The sequence below is a fragment of the Streptomyces melanogenes genome, from assembly GCF_014649795.1.
GTDB classification, from domain to species: Bacteria; Actinomycetota; Actinomycetes; order Streptomycetales; family Streptomycetaceae; genus Streptomyces; species Streptomyces noboritoensis.
Genome location: NZ_BMTS01000010.1, coordinates 341039 through 360141, shown reverse-complemented (window position 1 = coordinate 360141; position 19103 = coordinate 341039). Strand labels below are relative to the sequence as shown.

General features: G+C 72.2%; 15 protein-coding genes and 1 tRNA gene. 11 read left to right on the top strand and 5 right to left on the bottom strand.

From position 1 onward, the window contains the following. Positions 1-28: 28 nt before the first annotated feature. Genes IE252_RS23355 through IE252_RS23340 form a run of 4 tightly spaced genes read right to left on the bottom strand, consistent with a single transcriptional unit; the run spans position 29 to position 3621 of the window. The gene (locus tag IE252_RS23355; RefSeq protein WP_229848742.1) at positions 29-1117 is read right to left on the bottom strand and encodes a zinc-dependent alcohol dehydrogenase; all 1089 of its coding nucleotides are present in this window, start codon (positions 1115-1117) and stop codon (positions 29-31) included. Next, a complete protein-coding gene (locus IE252_RS23350) occupies positions 1114-1560 on the bottom strand; it encodes a pirin-like C-terminal cupin domain-containing protein (RefSeq protein ID WP_190091396.1) in 447 nt (148 codons plus the stop codon). The genes IE252_RS23355 and IE252_RS23350 overlap by 4 nt, the downstream gene beginning before the upstream one ends. After that, positions 1557-2345, bottom strand: a complete 789-nt coding sequence (locus IE252_RS23345; protein WP_190091395.1) for a cupin domain-containing protein — start codon at positions 2343-2345, stop codon at positions 1557-1559. The genes IE252_RS23350 and IE252_RS23345 overlap by 4 nt, the downstream gene beginning before the upstream one ends. Beyond that, the gene (locus IE252_RS23340; protein ID WP_190091394.1) at positions 2338-3621 is read right to left on the bottom strand and encodes a sedoheptulose 7-phosphate cyclase; all 1284 of its coding nucleotides are present in this window, start codon (positions 3619-3621) and stop codon (positions 2338-2340) included. The genes IE252_RS23345 and IE252_RS23340 overlap by 8 nt, the downstream gene beginning before the upstream one ends. A 238-nt stretch (positions 3622-3859) precedes the next feature. On the opposite strand from IE252_RS23340, the gene IE252_RS23335 reads away from it, so the two are divergent. The 4 genes from IE252_RS23335 (at position 3860) to IE252_RS23320 (ending at position 8766) form a co-directional block, all read left to right on the top strand. Then, positions 3860-4771: an NADP-dependent oxidoreductase gene (locus tag IE252_RS23335; protein WP_190091393.1), complete on the top strand. Its 912-nt coding sequence runs from the start codon at positions 3860-3862 to the stop codon at positions 4769-4771. A gap of 182 nt (positions 4772-4953) precedes the next feature. Then, positions 4954-6150 (top strand): MFS transporter, encoded by a 1197-nt coding sequence (locus IE252_RS23330; RefSeq protein WP_190091392.1) that lies wholly within the window; start codon positions 4954-4956, stop codon positions 6148-6150. A 127-nt stretch (positions 6151-6277) separates the two neighbouring features. After that, a complete protein-coding gene (locus tag IE252_RS23325; RefSeq protein ID WP_190091391.1) occupies positions 6278-7927 on the top strand; it encodes an FAD-binding oxidoreductase in 1650 nt (549 codons plus the stop codon). 65 nt (positions 7928-7992) lie between these two features. Then, the gene (locus IE252_RS23320; RefSeq protein ID WP_190091390.1) at positions 7993-8766 is read left to right on the top strand and encodes an alpha/beta fold hydrolase; all 774 of its coding nucleotides are present in this window, start codon (positions 7993-7995) and stop codon (positions 8764-8766) included. A gap of 132 nt (positions 8767-8898) precedes the next feature. On the opposite strand, the gene IE252_RS23315 is transcribed toward IE252_RS23320, so the two are convergent. Beyond that, a tRNA-Arg gene (locus IE252_RS23315) sits at positions 8899-8974 on the bottom strand. Positions 8975-9316: 342 nt separating this feature from the next. Between IE252_RS23315 and IE252_RS23310 the strand changes: the two genes are divergently transcribed. The 7 genes from IE252_RS23310 to IE252_RS23280 all read left to right on the top strand — a co-directional run bounded on the left by IE252_RS23310 (position 9317) and on the right by IE252_RS23280 (position 18952). Further along, entirely contained in the window at positions 9317-10915 is a 1599-nt protein-coding gene (locus IE252_RS23310; protein WP_190091432.1) for a dynamin family protein, read from the top strand. Between the two features lie 674 nt (positions 10916-11589). After that, positions 11590-13281: a GTPase gene (locus IE252_RS23305; RefSeq protein WP_190091431.1), complete on the top strand. Its 1692-nt coding sequence runs from the start codon at positions 11590-11592 to the stop codon at positions 13279-13281. A 389-nt stretch (positions 13282-13670) separates the two neighbouring features. Further along, positions 13671-14282, top strand: coding sequence for a single-stranded DNA-binding protein (locus tag IE252_RS23300; RefSeq protein ID WP_190091389.1), 612 nt, complete (start codon positions 13671-13673; stop codon positions 14280-14282). 219 nt (positions 14283-14501) lie between these two features. Further along, positions 14502-15941 carry an LAETG motif-containing sortase-dependent surface protein gene (locus IE252_RS23295; protein WP_190091388.1) on the top strand — a complete coding sequence of 480 codons (1440 nt, stop codon included), beginning with the start codon at positions 14502-14504 and terminating at the stop codon, positions 15939-15941. A gap of 211 nt (positions 15942-16152) precedes the next feature. Beyond that, a complete protein-coding gene (gene ettA, locus IE252_RS23290) occupies positions 16153-17817 on the top strand; it encodes an energy-dependent translational throttle protein EttA (protein ID WP_190091387.1) in 1665 nt (554 codons plus the stop codon). A 5-nt stretch (positions 17818-17822) separates the two neighbouring features. Continuing rightward, a complete protein-coding gene (locus IE252_RS23285) occupies positions 17823-18299 on the top strand; it encodes an acyl-CoA thioesterase (protein ID WP_229848741.1) in 477 nt (158 codons plus the stop codon). Further along, positions 18296-18952 (top strand): DUF8010 domain-containing protein, encoded by a 657-nt coding sequence (locus IE252_RS23280; protein WP_190091386.1) that lies wholly within the window; start codon positions 18296-18298, stop codon positions 18950-18952. The genes IE252_RS23285 and IE252_RS23280 overlap by 4 nt, the downstream gene beginning before the upstream one ends. Positions 18953-19103: the final 151 nt, after the last annotated feature.

Genomic DNA, 19103 nt, shown 5'->3' with positions numbered 1-19103 from the left:
AGTCGCGGCCGGGGCCGGGTGCGGGCTTTCAGGCCGTCGGGGGCAGCGCCAGGGCGACCTTGGGCGCGGCCCTGCGGCCGTGCTCCAGGAGGTGGAAGGCGTCCGCGACCTGCTCGATCGGGAAGACCTGGGCCACCATGCCCTTGGCCGTCAGCACGCCTTCGGCGAACAGGCGCAGCGCCCGCTCGTAGAAGTCGAGGCCGTGCCGCACCCCGGTGAAGCTCACGCCCCGCAGGACGAGTTCACCGGCGTCGACCGAGGGCAGCGGGTCGGTCGGCACGCCGATCGCCGCCACCCGGCCGCCGATGTCGGCCAGTTGCAGCGCCTCGGCCAGCGCGGCCGGGGACCCGGACGCCTCGACGACCACGTCGTACGTGCCCGGCGCGGCCTCGCCCGGACGGAACGCGTGCTCCGCGCCGAGCCGCAGCGCCGCCCCGAGCCCCGCGTCGTCCACGCCGACCACGTCGACGGTTCCGGCGAGCCTGCGGGCCAGTTGGACGGCGAGCAGGCCGATCGTGCCGGTGCCGAGGACCAGGACCCGCTCCCCGGGGGAGCAGGCGACCCGGTCCAGTCCGGCGAGTACGGTCACGGCCGGTTCGACCAGCGCGGCCGCCAGGTCGTCGACCGCCGCGGGCACCACGGTCAGCGTCTGCGCGGGCACCCGGACGTACTCGGCCGCCGCGCCCTGCTGGCCGTACAGACCGGTCTCGCGCAGCCGGGCGCACTCGTTGCGCCGGCCGCGCTGGCAGGCGCGGCAGGAGCCGCAGGAGATCATCGTCTGGCCGACGACCCGGTCGCCGACGCGCAGCGTCTGCTCGCCCTCGGCCGCCACCGCGACGACCCGGCCCACCCACTCGTGGCCGAAGACATGGGGGTGGGTGGCGCGGCCGTCGCGGAAGTAACTCGCGGTGCCGTGCAGCAGCTCCAGGTCGGTGCCGCAGATGCCGACGATGCTCGGGGCGACCAGCACCTGGCCGCGCGCCGGCTCGGGCACCGGCACCTCGATCAGGTCGGCCTTGCCGCTGTCGACGATGGCGGCGGCCTTCATCAGGCCCTGCGGCCAGGTGCCCCGGACGGGGACGGCACCGGGTGGTGCGGCTTCGCGGTCTGCTGTCATGGCGCTCCCTCGGGAAGGTCGACAATCGTTGCGGTGGGGTGGAAGAGGGGGGAGCGCTGCGGCTCGGGCAGGTCCGGTACGCGGCGGGGCAGCCGGGCGCTCACCCGCGCGGGCAGGGTGCGTACGGCGATCAGCTCCAGGCCGTCGCGGCCCGCGCGCACGGTCAGCGGGGAGGCGGCCGGGGCGAGCAGCAGCGTGCCCTCGGCGACCGGGCGGGTGCCGTGGCCCTCGATGACCTCACCGGCGCCCGCGACCACGTAGAGGGCCTGCTCCACACCGCTGTCGGCGGTGTGCGCGAGCTCGGCGCCGGCCGCGAGGCGCAGCTGGTCGAAGCTCTCGGTCTCGCTGTGGAGCATGCCGCGCCGGGCCAGGCACCGCCAGGTGGTGCCGCCGCCCGGGGCGGGCATCCGGCGCGACGGCAGATCGATCCTGTTGACGATCACCGGGCGTGCTCCGGGGCGGCGGTGGCGGCGGGGACGGCCAGCTCGGCGTGGAAGAACTCCAGCCGCTCCGACTTGCCCGCGCCCAGGCGAACTTCGGTGCCGAGCGGCAGTGTCACCGAGGTGCCCGCGGTCAGCTCCACGGTGGCCGAGTCGGACTGGGCCCAGCCGGATCCGGCGGTGACGAACACGGTGTGCTCGGCGCCGTCCGCGCGCAGCCGGAGCGTGCCGCCGGGCTCCAGGGACCGCAGGGCCGCCTGCCGCAGCGGTCCGGTGAAGACACCGGCCGGGTCGACGGGTCCCTCGGCCCGCAGGTCGTGCAGGCGTGCGTTCACCAGGGTCTCCTTAAGTACGGGGCGGGCGGGGGAGGCGCTGTCCTCCCGGGCCGCGGTGCGCAGGGTGTGCGCGGTGTGCGGGGAGCGGATCTCGATGACCAGCCAGTCCAGGTCGGTGGCGCCGGTGTTGCGCAGGCCGTGCACGGTGCCGACGCCGGTCAGCACCATCGAGCCCTCGCGGATGGGGCTCGCCACGCCGTCGAGCACGATCTCGCCGGAGCCGCGCAGGACGAAGTAGATCTCTTCGGTACGGGTGTGCCGGTGCTCGCCGCTGACACCGCCGGGCGGCACGCTGGCCCACTCGACGGCCTCCCAGCCGGCGGCCAGGTCGAGCCCGCTGGCCAGCGCCTTCCAGTGGGTCAGGCCCGCGGTGCCGTGGACGCCGTAGATGTCCGCGGGACCGCTGGTGTCGGCGACGATCACCGCGCCGAGGGCCGCCGTGCGCTCAGACATGCGTGCCGCTCCGGGTGCTGCCGAGCTCGCGCAGGTCCCGTACGGCGCGGGTGATCTCGTCCTCGGTGACGTCGTTGACGAAGACCGCGCCGCCGATGCCGTGCGGCAGCGGGAGCCGCTGCTTGCCGTTGCGGTGGCGGACGGTGTCCTGGAGGGCGGCGGTCAGCAGCGACGGGTCGTCCAGCAGCGGGTCCCAGCTGGGCAGTTCGAGCCCGCGCATCACGGCGAGCACCCGGTCGCGGTCGTCGGCCGAGATCAGCCCGCGCCGCCAGCCGAGCATCGTGGTGAGCGCCATGTCGACGCAGACGGCCTCGCCGTGCAGCAGCTCGGGCAGCGCCCGCATCTCCACGGTCGGGCTGAAGGTGTGGCCGTAGTCGACGGTCCGCTCCAGCTTGGCCTCCCAGAGGTTGGGCTGGAGCTCTTCGAGCATGCCGTGGATGGCCCGGCGCAGCACCTCCTCGGCGACCAGGTCGCCACGCTCGCTGACGCCCTGGAACTTCTCGTCGAGCAGCACGGGACCGTACTGCTCGAGGAGGTCGAACAGGCGGGCGTCCTTGATGAGGGCGATCTTGAGGATCTCGGCGAGGCCGTTGCCGATGTGGCGGCGGTCCAGGGTCGCCAGGAACGCGCGGTCGAGCAGGGTCAGTTCGGCCGGGAAGTAGGTGCCGAGCCGGTTCTTGTGGCCGTTGAAGTTGACGCCGGTCTTGGCGCCGACACCGGCGTCCACCAGGCCGATCAGCGTGGTGGGGACGCGGACGAACGGGGTGCCGCGCCGGTAGAGGCTGCCGACCAGGCCGACGATGTCCATCAGCACGCCGCCGCCGATGACGATGACCGGCTCGCGGCGCCGGTCGATGCCGAAGGCGTCGATCTCGCGCACGATCCGGGCGGCGGTGTCGAAGTCCTTCAGCGTCTCGTTGGCCGGGACCACGCAGATCTCGTACTCGGCGTCGTGGTGGTCGAGATAGGCCCGGATCCGGTCGCCGTGCAGCAGGTCGACGTCGGCGTCGATGACGACGAACCGGCGGATGCGCCCCTCGGGCGCCGCACCGGCGTCGAAGAGGTCGGTGCGGGAGAGACCGAAGAGGTCGTCCCGGATCCGGATCTCGTAGCTGACCGGCTTCGAGGTGCGCACCACCCAGGAGTCGACCTGCTGGCTGAACGTGTAGAGGCCCGCCTCGTCCTCGCCCGGCCCGGTGAGGGGGAGCCCGCGAGAGAGCCCGGGATCGGTGCCGGTGACGAGCTGACTGGAGTCCTCGATGGGGGAGACGGACATGACTCACCTCTCGGATGTACGGGGTCGGGGATGTACGGGTCTGAGACGTACGGGGTCTTAGACGTACGGGGTCTGAGATGAGGCAACCATACCCAGATTCAATGCATGGTCAAGCAATAAATGTCGGAAGCGGTGCAGGCGAGGTGAGTTGAGCTGCGGTGTTGGCGGGATGGACTAGACGCCAGGCCTCTGGAATGATTTCATGCGCAAGCATTGAGTTATCGAGAGGTGTTCCTTCATGCGCGCCACTGTCCTGCCCCAGTACGGAGAGCCCGAGCGGCTCGTCGTCGCCGAGCTCCCCGCCCCGGCCCCCGCGCCCGGCCAGATCCTGGTCCGTACGGCCGCCTCGGCCGTCAACCCCGTGGACCTGGCGGTCCGTTCGGGAAGCGCCGCCGAATATGTGAAGCTCCCGTTCCCGATGGTGCTCGGCTGGGACCTGTCGGGCGTCGTGGAGGCGCTCGGCGAGGGCGTCACCCGGTTCGCCGTCGGTGACCGGGTCGTCGCCATGTCCGCCCAGATGGCCACCGGCATCGGCACCCACGCCGAACTGGTCGCCCTGGACGCGGCCATCGCCGCGCCCGCCCCGCAGGGCGCCGACCTGGTCCACGCCGCCGCCCTTCCGCTGGCCGGACTCACCGCCGACCAGGCCCTGGAGGTGCTCGGCGCCGAGTCCGGCAGCAGCCTGCTGGTCACCGGCGCGGTCGGCGCGGTCGGCGGCTTCGCCGTCCAGCTCGCCGCCGCGCGGGGGATCCGGGTGACCGCGCTCGTACGCCCTGGCGGCGAGGAGCTCGCCCGCTCCCTCGGGGCGAGCGAGGTGCTCACGTCGGATCGGCCGCTGCCGGAGGGCACGGTCGACGCGCTCTTCGAGACGGCCGGTTACGCGGGCGCCATCGCGGCCGTACGGGACGGCGGCCGGGCCGTCTCCATCGTTCCGGCCGCGGCCCCGCAGGCCGAGCGCGGGATCGAGGTGAAGATGTCGTTCGTGGAGCAGGACGGCGAGCGGCTGGCCAAGCTGTCCGGGCTCGTCGAGGCGGGCACGCTGACGCTGCGCGTCGCCGACGTACTCGACTTCGCGGATGCGGCACTCGCTCACAAGCGCCTTGGGGCGGGCGGGACGCGGGGGAAGTTGCTGCTCGTTCCGGCGAACTAGGGGGGTTGCGGGCCGTGTTCGTCTGCGGGGCGGTGGGGGGCTGGTCGCGCAGTTCTCCGCGCCCCTGAGGCACCACGGGCGAGCCCGTTACGTAAGCGCCACCCTCCCCACCCGACTGGGGTACGAGCCGGGCCCCTACCCCCGGCTCGTACCCCCCTCCCCACCGCCCCGGAAGGCAGCCAATGCCCCTCCCCCTGTTCGCCCTCATGCTGTGCGTGTTCAGTGTCGGCAGCGCAGAGCTGGTCATCGCCGGAATCCTGCCGACCATCGCGCACGACACCGGGGTGTCCCTCGCCGACGCGGGGCTCCTCGTCACCGCGTACGCCGTCGGTGTGGTGATCGGCGGACCGGTCATCACCCTCGCCACCAGCCGGATGCCGCGAAAGCCGCTGATCCTCGGCCTGATGGGCCTGTTCGTCGCGGGCAACGTGCTCGCGGCGCTGGCCCCGGGCTATCCCGTACTGATGGCGGCCCGGGTGATCTCGGCGCTCACCCACTGCACGCTCTTCGCGGTGTGCATCGTGGTGGCGAGCAGCCTGGTCCCGCCGGGCAAGGAGGCGTCGGCGGTCTCCAAGGTGGCGGTCGGGCTCAATCTGGCCACCGTCCTCGGCGTGCCGCTCGGGGTCCTGATCGACCAGCACTTCGGCTGGCGGGCCACGTTCTGGGGGGTGGTCGCGCTGAGTGCGGCCGCGGCCCTGCTCGTCGCGCTGTTCCTGCCGCGCGACGCGGTCCCGGTCACCGCCGCGGCCGTGGACGAGCTGCGGGTGCTGGGCAACCGGCGGGTGCAGCTCGCGGTGGTGATCACTGTGGTGGCGATGGCGGCGGTGTTCACCGCGTACACCTTCCTGGCGCCCCTGCTCACCGACGTGGCGGGCTTCGGCAAGTCCACGGTGACCTGGCTGATGCTGGTCTTCGGCATCGGCTCGCTGCTCGGCAATCTGCTCGGCGGCCGGCTCGCCGACCGCGCCCTGATGCCCGCGCTCACGGGCATCCTCGCGGTGCTCGCCGCCGCGCTCGTCGCGCTGGCGGTCGCGGCGCCGACGCGGTGGGCGTGCGTGGCCCTGATGTTCGTCTTCGGCGTCGCGTACTTCGCCGTGATGCCTGGCCTCCAGGCCCGCATCCTCACCTCGGTGGCGGGCGGCGCGCCGACGCTCGCGGTCTCGGTGAACATCTCCGCGTTCAACATCGGCATCGCCGGGGGCGCGTGGTTCGGCGGCGGCCTGCTCGACCTCGACCTGGGGCTACGGGTGGTGGTGGCAGCGGGCGCCGCACTGGCGGGCCTGGCGGCGCTGGTGGCCCTGGGCGAGCTGGTCAGGGACCGGCGGGCGGGGGCGGGGGCGGAGTCCGTGGCCGAAGAGAAGGAGACGGTGGCCGCGTAGGGCGGGCCGGGGGGCGAGGGGCGTAACTGGCAGGTCTCGTACGCCTCGTACAAACCGAAGCGCAAGTCATTCCACACCCACATCTCAACCCACATCACTCACGACTTACGACGGGGTGCACCTCACCATGAGTACGAGCACGAGCAAGACGACGCGTCGCCGCCTCCTCCAGCACACCGCCGCGGTGGGGGGAGCCACCGCGGCCCTGACCGTGCCGGGCGTCGGCGCGGCGGTCGCGCGGGACGGCCGCGGGGCCGCGAACCCGGCCGACTTCGGCGCGGTCACGGTCGGCCCGAACGACCCCCGCTACCCGGAGCTGACCCACGGCACCAACCAGCGCTGGGTCGGTAGGCCGGACCACATCCGGCTGGTCAGCTCCGCCGAGCAGGTGGTGGAGGCGGTGCAGCGGGCGGTACGCGACGGCAAGCGCATCGCCGTGCGCAGCGGCGGCCACTGCTACGAGGACTTCGTCAACAACGCCGAGGTCCAAGTCGTGATCGACATGTCCGAGATGGCGGAGATCACGTACGACGCCGGGCGCCGGGCGTTCGCGGTCGAGCCGGGCGCGATGCTGTCCGAGGTGTACGACAAGCTGTACAAGGTCTGGGGCGTCACGATCCCCGGCGGCTCCTGCCCGTCGGTGGGCGCCGGCGGCCACATCGTCGGCGGCGGATACGGCGCGCTGTCCCGTAAGTTCGGGCTGACCGTGGACCACCTGTACGGGGTCGAGGTCGTCGTCGTGGACGAGTCCGGCAGGGCCCGGCGCGTGGTCGCGACGCGTGACAGCACCGACCCGGAGCTGCGCGAACTGTGGTGGGCGCACACGGGCGGTGGCGGCGGCAACTTCGGTGTGATCACCAAGTACTGGCTGCGCTCGCCCGGCGCGACCGGCGACGACCCGTCCCGGCTGCTGCCGCGCCCGCCGGCCGAACTGCTCGTATCGACGGTGAACTGGCCGTGGGAGGGCCTGACCAAGCAGGGCTTCCAGCGCCTGCTGACGAACTACGCGACCTGGTTCGAGCGCAACAGCGCGCCGGACTCGCCGCGGCTGGGCCTGTTCAGCCAGCTCAAGCCGTTCCACCGGTCGGCGGGTTCGATCCTGATGGTGACCCAGATCGACGCGACGCGCCCCGCCGCCGAGCAGGAACTCACCGACTTCATCGCGTACGTGTCGGACGGCGTCGGCGTGCCCGCCCAGGCGTCCAAGCCGCAGCGGCTGCCGTGGCTGCACGGCACCAAGTGGCCCGGATTCGCGGGCGGCGACCCGACGCTGCGCTTCGAGGACAAGTCGGCGTACATGCGCAAGGCCTTCCCGAAGTCCCAGCTCGACGCGATCTACCGCCAGTTGACGCGTACGGACTACGCCAACGGGGCGGCGCTGATGATCATCGCGGGCTACGGCGGCCGGATCAACGCGGTCCCGTCGACGGCGACGGCGGTCCCGCAGCGGGACTCGATCCTGAAGCTCCAGTACCTGGCGTTCTGGAACGACCCGGCCGAGGACGACAAGCACGTGGGCTGGGTACGGGACTTCTACCAGGACGTGTACGCGGAGAGCGGCGGCGTCCCGGTCCCCGGCCGGGTCACGGACGGCTGCTTCATCAACTACGCGGACAAGGAGATGGCCGACCCGCGCTGGAACAAGTCGGGCGTCCCATGGCACTCCCTCTACTACAAGGGCAACTACCCGCGCCTGCACCGGGCGAAGGCGACGTGGGACCCGGGGAACGTGTTCCGGCACGGGCTGTCGATCGAGGGGCGGGGGCAGACCAACTGAGGGACGCGACCGAGGACTTGTAACACCTAGCCGAAAGCCCGTACGTACGAAGGAGATCGATCCCCATGCTCGTAGCCTCCACGCCCGACTTCGAGGTGGAGTACTTGACCGGCGGCTCCGGGCCGGGGCTGGTCCTCGTACACGGCACAGGAGGGACCGCCGAGACGAACTTCGGCCACCTCTGGGAGGCGTTCGCGGACCGCCGTACGGTGGTCCGCCCGAACCTCTCCGGCAGCGGAGGGACGAAGGACGCGGGCGACCCGCTGACGCTGGACCTGCTGGTGGACCAACTGGTCACAGTCGTACGGGAGACGGGCACCGCCCCGACGGACGCGGTCGGCTACTCCCTGGGCGCCGTCGTGGTGGCCGCGGCGGCGGCGAAGCACCCGGAGCTGTTCCGCCGGGTGGTCCTGATCGCGGGCTGGGCCCACACCGACGCCCGCCTGCACCTCACGTTCGACGTGTGGCGCAGGCTGGACCAGGCGGACCACGCGGCGTTCATCCGCTTCCTGCACCTGACGGGCTGGACCAACGACCAGCTGAACCACTTCGGCCGGGACGGCCTGGCTCCCCTCCTGGAGGCCCCCATCCCGCCGGGCATGGGCCGCCAGATCGAGCTGGACCTGACGATCGACATCCGCGCCCTGCTCCCCCGGATCACGGCCCCGACCCTGGTCATAGGCTTCACACACGACCAGATGGTCCCGGTAGAACACAGCCACGCCCTCCACGACTCCATCCCCCGCAGCCGCTACGCGGAACTGGCGGCGGGGCACCTGGGCATTTTCGAACGGGCGGAGGAGCTGACGGGGGTGCTGGGGGAGTTCCTGGACGCCTGAGGGTGCGCCCGCCTGTGGGGTCGCCACCAGGCCGGTTCCGGCGCTTACGCGCTCTCTACGGCCCCCGCGCTACGGTGCTGCCGAGCAGCAAAAAGGCCCTCCCGGAGGGAGGGCCTGACACCGCGTGGGCAGTGGCGCCCCCGGCAGGACTCGAACCTGCGGCCAAGCGCTTAGAAGGCGCCTGCTCTATCCACTGAGCTACGGGGGCCGGATGGCGGCCGCGGTGGCCTGGAGCCCCCGGGCGGGCAAGGGTGTGGTCCGGAGCGGGCTCCGGGTCGTGACCTTGCCGGGGACAAGGATAGGGCTCCTCTCGCCTCGTCCCGGTTGCTTCACCTGCGTGGCACGATGTGGAGGTTCGGTGAAGCGAACCGATAATCGCAGGCGAGCGCGGAACACGCAGCGCTTTTGACGCTCGTGGCGCCGGGTGTTGTGCACTCGTTATGCCTGCGTCCCACTCATCCCGTCTGTCCCATGTGTCCGATCGGCGCGCGAAGGCCTCCATACGCTTCAAAAAGGCGCCAAAGTTGGGCATTCTTCGCATGTGGTGACCTTGGACGTACGGCCTCAGCTGATCGACGCACTCTCCGCCCTGCGCGACCGGGTCGCCGCCGTGCGTCTTCCGCTGCCCCTGCCGGGGGCGGCGCGGGCACGGCAGACCCGGGTCGAGCTGCTCGCGCAGCTCGACGACTATTTGCTGCCGCGGCTCAAAGACCCCGAAGCGCCGCTGCTCGCCGTGGTCGGCGGGTCCACCGGCGCCGGGAAGTCCACGCTCGTCAACTCCCTTGTGGGGCGGCGGGTCAGCGAGGCCGGCGTGCTGCGGCCGACGACCCGCACCCCCGTACTCGTCTGCCACCCCGACGACCACCACTGGTTCACCGAGATCCGCGTACTGCCCCAGCTCACCCGCGTCTGGCTGCCCCAGCAGAACGAAGAAACGGAGGTGGAGGAGGGCATCGGCGGCAATGACGCGGAGAACTCGCTCCGCGTCGAGACCTCACGGAACCTGCCCGTCGGGCTCGCCCTGCTCGACGCGCCCGACATCGACTCACTCGTCGTCAGCAACCGTCTGCTCGCCGCCCAGCTGATCTGCGCCGCCGACATCTGGGTGATGGTGACGACCGCCTCCCGGTACGCGGACGCCGTGCCGTGGCATCTGCTGCGTACCGCCAAGGAGTACGACGCCACGCTGATCACCGTCCTCGACCGGGTGCCGCACCAGGTCATCGCCGAGGTGTCCCGGCAGTACGCCGCGCTCCTGACCAAGGCCGGGCTCGGTGACGTGCCCCGATTCACCATCCCCGAGCTGCCCGAATCGGCCGGTGGCGGAAGCGGATTGCTGCCTTCCACCGCAGTCGCCCCGCTCGGCCAGTGGCTCACCCACCGGGCCCAGGACCCGGCCGCCCGGCAGCAGGCCGTCGTCCGCACCGCCGTCGGCGTCATCGACTCGCTCAACGCCCGGATGCCCGAGCTCGCCTCCGCCGTCGCCGCCCAGTACGCCGCCGCCGTACGGATGACGAGTGCGGTCGAGGAGGCGTACGAGCGGGAAGGGGCACGGGTGCGGCGCAGGCTGCAGGCGGGGGGCGTGCTCGCCGGGGACGCGCTCACCCGCTGGCGTGCGTACCCCCGGGACGCCACCTCCGTCGAGCTCCTCGACGCGCTCTGCGAGAGCCTCGCCGAGCTGCTCGGCTGCGCCGCGGACGCCGCCGACGAACGGGTCCGCGAGACGTGGGGCCGCGAAGCCGCCGCCGCCGAGCTCGCCGAGGGCGTACGCGACCGGGAGACCGGTGAGCGCATCGAGCTCGACGTACGGCGCTGGCGCCGGGTCCTGGAGGAGCTCGCCGAGGAGGAGGTACGGGAGATGGACCGGGCCGTCGCGCCCTCCGCCGAGGCCGTGGCGGCGCTGCTTGCGGCCGCGCTCCTCGGCGGGCGCCGCGCCCGCAGGGCCGGGGAGCGGCTCGCCGAGCGCATCGGCGCCCAGCGCGCACTGCGCCTGCGCGACCAGGGCGGCGAGCTGGTCACGACGTACATCGACCGGGTCCTGAACGCCGAACGCGACCGCCGGCTCGCCCCGCTGGACGCGCTCCGGGTGACCCCCGAGCCCCAGGCCGGGCTGATCGCCGCGCTGTCCCTACTGCAGAAGGAGAGGTGAGCGGGGTGACCGCTCTGACGGATCGGCCGGGGGCCGACCAGCCCGAGCCGGAGTCCGGGGCCGGGGCCGGGTTTCCTCCCCCTCCGGAGGAGGGGGAGCCGGAGCCGTCGGCGAACGAGGGGGCCGAGTCCGCGCAGGCGGCGGCCGCACCGCCGACGGTCGAGGTCCGGGCCGCCGGACGGCCCGCGATCGGCCGACTGGAAGCCGTCGCGCCGACGTCCGGCTGGCTCGGCTTCGACCGCCCCTGGGCCGAACGGCCCCCTTCCCGGCGGACGGAATCCCTCCCGGGAGAGCCGGAAGAGGGCGACACGCCGGAAGCCGACACGCCCGAGGCCGGAACGTCTGGAACCGGCACATCCGGAGCTGGTGAATCCGGGGCTGGCGCACCCCAAGGCGACGCGCCCGGCTCCGTGACGCCAAAGGCCAACCTGTCGCCGACGGCCGACTCGCCCAAGCCCCCGCCCACCGGCACACCGAAAACCACCCACCCCACCCGCATCGCAGCACCCCCGCGCCCCGAATCGCCCCCCACACCCCCACCGGCATTCGCCCCGACGGCAGTCCCGCCCCGACCCAGCCGAAGCCCCTCCCGTCGCGCCCCCGACGCGCGCGCCGCCGCCGATGCCGGTCCCACCACCGGCGCCGCGCGGTCCGCGCCCGCCTGGGACGACGGGCTGATCGCTCGAAGGGTGAACGAGCCCGCCGAGGAGGAGGTTCCCGTCGAGGAACCCGAGCCGGTGGAGGAGTACGTCCCCATCGGCGGGCCCTACGGCGGCGAGCTGCGCGGGCGCCTCGAAGCCCTGCGCGAGCTCGTCGGGCTGTCGCGGACGCGGCTCGACGGGAAGACGCTCGCCGAGGCCGGACGCGTACTCGACGAGGCCGCCGCGCGGCAGCGGCTGTCCGCGCGGCACACCGTCGTCGCCATCGCAGGAGCCAGCGGCAGCGGCAAGTCGACCCTGTTCAATGCCCTCGCCGGTACGCACATTTCGGAGACCGGGCTGCGCCGCCCGACCACCGCCGCGCCGATCGCGTGCAGCTGGACGGACGGCGCGGCGGGCCTCCTGGACCGGCTCGGGCTGCCGGGGCGGCTGCGGCGCAGACCGCTGCCCACCGACCCGAACGCCGAGGCCCTGCAAGGGCTGGTCCTCGTCGACCTGCCCGACCTCGACTCGGCGGTCGTCGAACACCGCCGCCAGGCCGACCGCGTACTGGCGCTGGTCGACGCGGTGGTCTGGGTCGTGGACCCGGAGAAGTACGCGGACGCCGTGCTCCACGAGCGGTACCTGCGCCCGCTGGCCGGCCACGCGGAGGTCACCTTCGTCGTGCTCAACCAGGTGGACCGGCTGCCCGGCGACGCGGCCGACCAAGTCCTCGACGATCTGCGCCGCCTCCTCGACGAGGACGGCATGGCACTGGGCGAGCACGGCGAACCCGGCGCCACCGTGGTGTCCCTCTCCGCCCTCACCGGCCAGGGCGTCGGCGAACTGCGCGACCTCCTCAGCCGGTTCGTGCAGGAGCGCGGCGCCCCGGAACGCCGGGTGGCGGCCGATCTGGACGCGGCCGCCGCCGGGCTGCGTCCGGTGTACGTCGCGGACGGCCGTACGGGGCTGGACGAGCGGGCCAGGGAGGCGTTCACCGACCGGCTCGCGGCGGCCGTGGGCGCGGCCGCCGCGGGGGAGGCGGCCGAACGCGAGTGGCGCCGCAACGCGGGCCGCGCCTGCGGCACCCCGTGGCTGCGGCTCTGGCGCTGGTACGAGCGGATCCGCATCCCGGGCCGCGAGTCGCCGCTGCCCACTCCTCCTCCGGAGGAGGAGGTGACGGCCCGCCAACGTGTGGAGCAGGCTGTACGGCTGGTCGCGGAAGAAGCGGCCAACGGACTGCCCGCCCCTTGGGCGCAGGCGGTGCGGGAAGCCGCGGTGCGCGGCGCCGAGGGGCTGCCGCAGGCCCTCGACGAGCTCGCGGTACGGGCCGAGCTGGAGCGGGGCACTTCGCCCAGGCCCGCCTGGTGGCCCGCGGCGGTGCTGGTGCAGGCGGCCATGACGCTGGTGCAGATCGTGGGCGGGCTCTGGCTCGTCGGCCAGATCGTGGGCGTGCTCCAGCCCGGACTCCTCGTACCCGCGCTGGTGATGCTGGCGGGGATCGTCGGGGGCCCGCTGGTCGAGTGGGCCTGCGGGGTCGCGGCGCGCGGACCCGGCCGGCGTTACGGGCAGGAGGCCGAGCGGCGGTTGCGGGAGGCGGCGGCCGGGTGCGGCCGGGCGAAGGTCCTGGACCCGGTCGCGGCGGAGCTGCTGCGGTACCGCGAGGTGCGCGAGCAGTACGTGGCGGTGCGCGGCGGCGGGGCGGGGGTGCGGGCGGGGGTGTCGTGAGAGGGGAGAGGTGAGGCGGGTGAGGTGAGGGGAGCGAGGTGAGGTGGGTGACGTGAGGGGGCCGGGGCTCGTGACGGACCCGGCTCATCCGCCCGACCGATGCACCCCGCTACCCGCCCGACCGATGCACCCCGCCCACCCACCGGCCGACGCACGCCGCCCACCCACCGGCCGACGCACGCCGCCCCCCACCAACCCTCGTACGGGTGACGAGGTTTTCCACAATCGCCGGGTGGTCCACAGCCCCCGGCGCAAGGTCCTCCGTCCGGTCCAGCATGGAGATCGACAGCGCAAGGGTTCGATCGGCCGCCTGGGCCGGACGGAGCCGCGACGGGGACGCCGTGCGCGCGACGGGCGCGCACGGCAGGCATGACGGGGGAGTGGCGGGGATGAACGACACGCTGGTGACGCTGGTGGGGAACGCCGCGACGCGGGTGGAGTACCGGGAGACGGCGACGGGCGGAGTGGCCCGGTTCCGGCTGGCGGTGACTCCGCGCCGGTTCGACCGGCAGAAAGACGCCTGGGTGGACGGGCACTCCAGTTTCTACACGGTGTGGGCCTGGCGGACGCTGGGGCTGAACCTGGCGAGTTCGGTCGCCGTGGGCGAACCGCTGGTGGTGCACGGCAGGTTGCGGGTGCGTGACGAGGACCAGGACGGACAGCGTCGGTTCTCGGCGGACGTCGAGGCGATCGCGGTGGGCCACGACCTGACGCGGGGGACGTCGGCGTTCCGGCGCGTGGTGAAGGCCGACCCGTCCCTGACGGAGCCGCCCAAGGGCTCGGCCTGGGAGGGCGGTTCGCCCCTTTCGCGAACGCGGACACCGATCCCGACCGCGACTGCGACGGCCGCTCCGGGGTGGTCCGAAACGGGCGGTGCAGGTGCGGTAGCGGGGGGTGATGAGGCGGAAGGGGTGAGCGCGACTGGGGCTGGAGAAAGTCCTGGTGAGGGGCTTGGAGTAGCACCCGCGGAGCCACCCGCCGTGGCCGCCGCAGCGCCCTGAACGTCCCTTTCCGTACTGGAGATTTGTCGATAACCCCAGGTGGGAACGGGTACCGGCGATAACGATTGCGATTCGGAATGGTTATCTGATCGCATGACAGGGGATCAGGAGGCTCGGCCTCCATAGGATTCCCGGTACTCACGGGGCACTTGAGTCAGCAGGCGAGGCACTTCCCCCACGCGCACGTACGCGAAAGCTCCTCGCCCGAAGGGGAATTCTGTGTTTTCAGTCGTTCACGGGTTTTCTGTACCCAAGTCTGTACGCAAGCGCGGCGCCGCACGCCTCGCTGCGGCTGTCGCCGTCTCGGGGCTGGTCGCCGGCGGCGCCATAGCCGGTGCGGGCACGGCGGTCGCCGACACGCCCGGTCAGCAGCACCAGGGCGGCGCGGTCGCCACCATCAAGGGTCTGGACCCGGACGCCTCGGGCAAGGCCGTCATCCACCAGCAGGGCGGCGACCGCCCGGTCTCGGCCGGTCTGTTCCAGATGGTCGTCGACGGCGGCGGCACCCTGCGTACGTACTGCATCGACATCCACAACCCGACCCAGCCCGCCGCGAAGTACCAGGAGACCCCCTGGAGCGGCACCTCGCTGAGCGGGAACCCCGACGCGGGCAAGATCCGCTGGATCCTCGAGCACTCGTACCCGCAGGTGAACGATCTGACGGCGCTCGCCAAGTCGGCCGGTCTCAAGGGCCAGCTGACCAATGGCACGGCCGCCGCGGCCACCCAGGTCGCCATCTGGCGCTACTCGGACCACGCCCAGGTCGACGCGGTGGACGCGCAGGCCAAGGACCTGGCGGACTGGCTGACCAAGTCCGCGCAGAACGTGGGCGAGCCCAAGGCGTCGCTGACCCTCGACAACCCGGCCGTCTCCGGCAAGGCGGGCTCCAAGCTCGGCCCGGTGACCGTCCACACCAACGCCGACAAGGTCTCGGTGACCCCGTCCGAGGAGCTCAAGGCGGCCGGCGTCAAGGTCGTCGACAAGGCGGGCAAGGCGGCCACCACCGCCAAGAACGGCTCGCAGCTCTTCTTCGACGTGCCCGCGGGCGCCCAGCCGGGCTCCGGCTCGCTGACCGTCCAGGCCACCACCCAGGTGCCGGTCGGCCGCGCGTTCGCCAGTGAGTCCAAGAGCCAGACGCAGATCCTCGCCGGGTCCAGCGACTCCACGGTGACCGCCGCGGCCAAGGCGACCTGGGCCAAGCAGGGCGCCATTCCGGCCCTGACGGCCGCGAAGAACTGCGCCAAGGGCGGCGTGGACGTCACGGCGACCAACAAGGGCGACGAGGCCTTCACCTTCAAGCTGGCCGGCTTCTCGTACACGATCGGTGCCGGCAAGTCGAAGACCGTCACCGTGCCGGTCGCCGAGGACCAGGCGTACGACTTCGTGATCACGGGGCCGAACGGCTTCAAGCAGGAGTTCAAGGGCGTCCTGGACTGCAAGACCGCCGGCACCCCCAGCACCACCAAGCCGTCGTCGCAGCCCAGCCCCGCCTCCGCGGGCGGCACCTCGTCCGGCTCCACCACCGGTGGTGACCTCGCCGAGACCGGTTCCTCCAGCTCCACGCCGATGATCGCGGGCGTCGCTGTCGCCCTCGTCGTCATAGGCGGCGGCGCGGTGTTCTTCCTCCGCCGCAAGAAGGCCGGGACCGCCGGGCACTGACCCCCGCGGCTCTGAACCACCCCACCGTGGACTCAGAGTGACCACCCTGTGACAGTGGCCCCGGTGAGCGCAGGCACACCGGGGCCACTGGCGTTCCCGGACGGCGCCGGTCGGCGTCCCGTGGAACTACCCGTTTCCGCCAGGGGGTGGCGGTACGGCAAGATGGGGTGTATCTGCCCACAGCCCGATTCACACTGCCGGACGGTTTCTCTTGGCTGAGTACATCTACACCATGCGCAAGACGCGCAAGGCGCACGGCGACAAGGTGATCCTTGACGACGTCACGCTGAGCTTCCTGCCCGGCGCGAAGATCGGTGTGGTCGGTCCCAACGGTGCCGGTAAGTCCACCGTTCTCAAGATCATGGCGGGCCTTGAGCAGCCCTCCAACGGTGACGCGTTCCTGTCGCCGGGCTTCAGCGTCGGCATCCTCATGCAGGAGCCGCAGCTCGACGAGACGAAGACGGTCCTGGAGAACGTGCAGGACGGCGCCGCCGAGATCATGGGCAAGCTCAAGCGCTTCAACGAGGTCGCCGAGCTCATGGCGACCGACTACTCGGACGCGCTCCTCGAGGAGATGGGCAAGCTCCAGGAGGACCTCGACCACGCCAACGCCTGGGACCTCGACGCCCAGCTGGAGCAGGCCATGGACGCGCTGGGCTGCCCGCCCGCCGACTGGCCCGTGGTCAACCTCTCCGGTGGCGAGAAGCGCCGTGTGGCGCTCTGCAAGCTGCTGATCGAGGCGCCCGACCTGCTCCTCCTCGACGAGCCCACCAACCACCTCGACGCCGAGTCGGTGAACTGGCTGGAGCAGCACCTCTCGAAGTACCCGGGCGCCGTCGTCGCGGTCACCCACGACCGGTACTTCCTGAACAACGTCGCCGAGTGGATCCTGGAGCTCGACCGCGGCCGCGCGATCCCGTACGAGGGCAACTACTCCACGTACCTGGACAAGAAGGCCTCCCGCCTCAAGGTCGAGGGCCAGAAGGACGCCAAGCGCGCCAAGCGGCTCAAGGAAGAGCTGGAGTGGGTCCGCTCCAACGCCAAGGGCCGGCAGACCAAGTCCAAGGCACGCCTCGCCCGTTACGAGGAGATGGCGGCCGAGGCCGACAAGATGCGGAAGCTGGACTTCGAGGAGATCCAGATCCCGCCGGGCCCGCGTCTGGGCTCGATCGTCGTCGAGGTGGAGAACCTCTCCAAGGCCTTCGGCGACAAGGTCCTCATCGACGACCTGTCGTTCACGCTGCCGCGCAACGGCATCGTGGGCGTCATCGGTCCGAACGGCGCGGGCAAGACCACGCTGTTCAAGATGATCCAGGGCCTGGAGACCCCCGACTCGGGCTCCATCCGGGTCGGCGAGACCGTCAAGATCTCGTACGTCGACCAGAGCCGCGCCAACATCGACCCGAAGAAGACCCTCTGGGCCGTGGTGTCGGACGAGCTCGACTACATCAACGTCGGCCAGGTCGAGATGCCGTCGCGCGCGTACGTCAGCGCGTTCGGCTTCAAGGGCCCGGACCAGCAGAAGCCGGCCGGTGTGCTCTCCGGTGGTGAGCGCAACCGCCTCAACCTGGCGCTGACGCTCAAGGAGGGCGGCAACCTGCTGCTCCTCGACGAGCCCACCAACGACCTGGACGTCGAGACGCTCTCCTCGCTGGAGAACGCGCTCCTGGAGTTCCCGGGTGCCGCTGTCGTGATCTCCCACGACCGCTGGTTCCTGGACCGGGTGGCCACGCACATCCTGGCGTACGAGGGCGACTCGAAGTGGTACTGGTTCGAGGGCAACTTCGAGTCGTACGAGAAGAACAAGATCGAGCGGCTCGGGGCCGACGCGGCGCGTCCGCACCGCGCCACCTACAAGAAGCTGACCCGGGGCTGATCCTCTTGGCTCGCCACATCTACGACTGCCCGCTCCGCTGGTCGGACATGGATGCCTTCGGGCACGTCAACAACGCGGTCTTCGTCCGGTACCTGGAAGAGGCCCGGATCGACTTCATGTTCCGGCTGGCGCCGGGGGACGGCTCGCCGTCGTTCTCCGGCGGGTCCGTCGTGGCCCGGCACGAGATCGACTACGTACGGCCGCTGGTGCACCGCCACGCACCCGTGACCATCGAGTCGTGGGTCACGAAGATCGGCGCGGCGTCGCTGACGATCGCGTACGAGATCAAGGACCCCGAGCAGGTGTACGTGCGGGCGTCGACGGTTGTGGTGCCGTTCGACCTCGCGGCGGGGCGGCCTCGGCGGATCTCCGCGGAGGAGAAGGCGTTCCTGCAGGAGTACGTGGAGGAGCCCGAGGCCGGTCGCGGTGGCCGGGGCGGCCGCGGGGACCGTGGTGATCGCGTGGAGCGGGCCGCTGCATGACCGTGAAGCTGGGCTTCGCCGATGCCGGGGAGGTGGCGGATCTCGCCGCCTTCCTGGCCCGGCTGATCCACTACGACCGGTCGGCGGCGGTCCGGCTGCAGGCCGGGGGCGGTGCGCTGGCGGTGTTCGGGCGCCCGCCGGCGTTCGAGGTGCTGGCGATTCGTACGGTACGGCTGGACGCGGTGGTGGAGCTCGATGTCACCGTCTCGGCGGGTGAGCTGCTTGAGGCGCTCGACGAGCCCGCGTCCGCGGTGGTCGTTCCCTCCGCTGTGACCGGTCCGCCGTGGGCGGGTGTGCTGCCGCCGCGCGGTGGCTGGCGGCAGCTGCCGGGGCTGCCCTCGGCCGCCGAGATACGTGGCGCGGTCGCGGCGGCGGTCGCGGAGTTCCGGGCTCGGGACGAGGCGTTGCCTGCGGAGGCGCGTACGCGGGCCGAGCGGGATCGGATCGGTCGGGAGATCTGGTCGCGGACGCTGGGGGGTACTGAGGTGCCGCTTCGGGTGGTGCATGCGGCGCAGTCGCTGGGGTTCTTGCGGGGCCCTGGCGCGGAGTTGGCTTTGTTGGGGGCGGGGCCGTGGTTGCGGCTTCGTACGCCGTACGGGTCGGTTGCGGTTCGGAAGGTGGGGGTGGGGGTGCTGCCGCTGTCTCCGCTTTGAGGGTTCCCCACCCCGCCCCTTCCCTTAACCCTCCGGGGGTGGGTGGGGGCTGAGGTGGTCTCCCGGGGGCTTCGCCCCCGGACCCCCCTTTGCGGGGCCTGCGGCCCCTGCGCCCCGCTGTCTTTCTTCTGCGGGCCGTCCCCAACTGGTC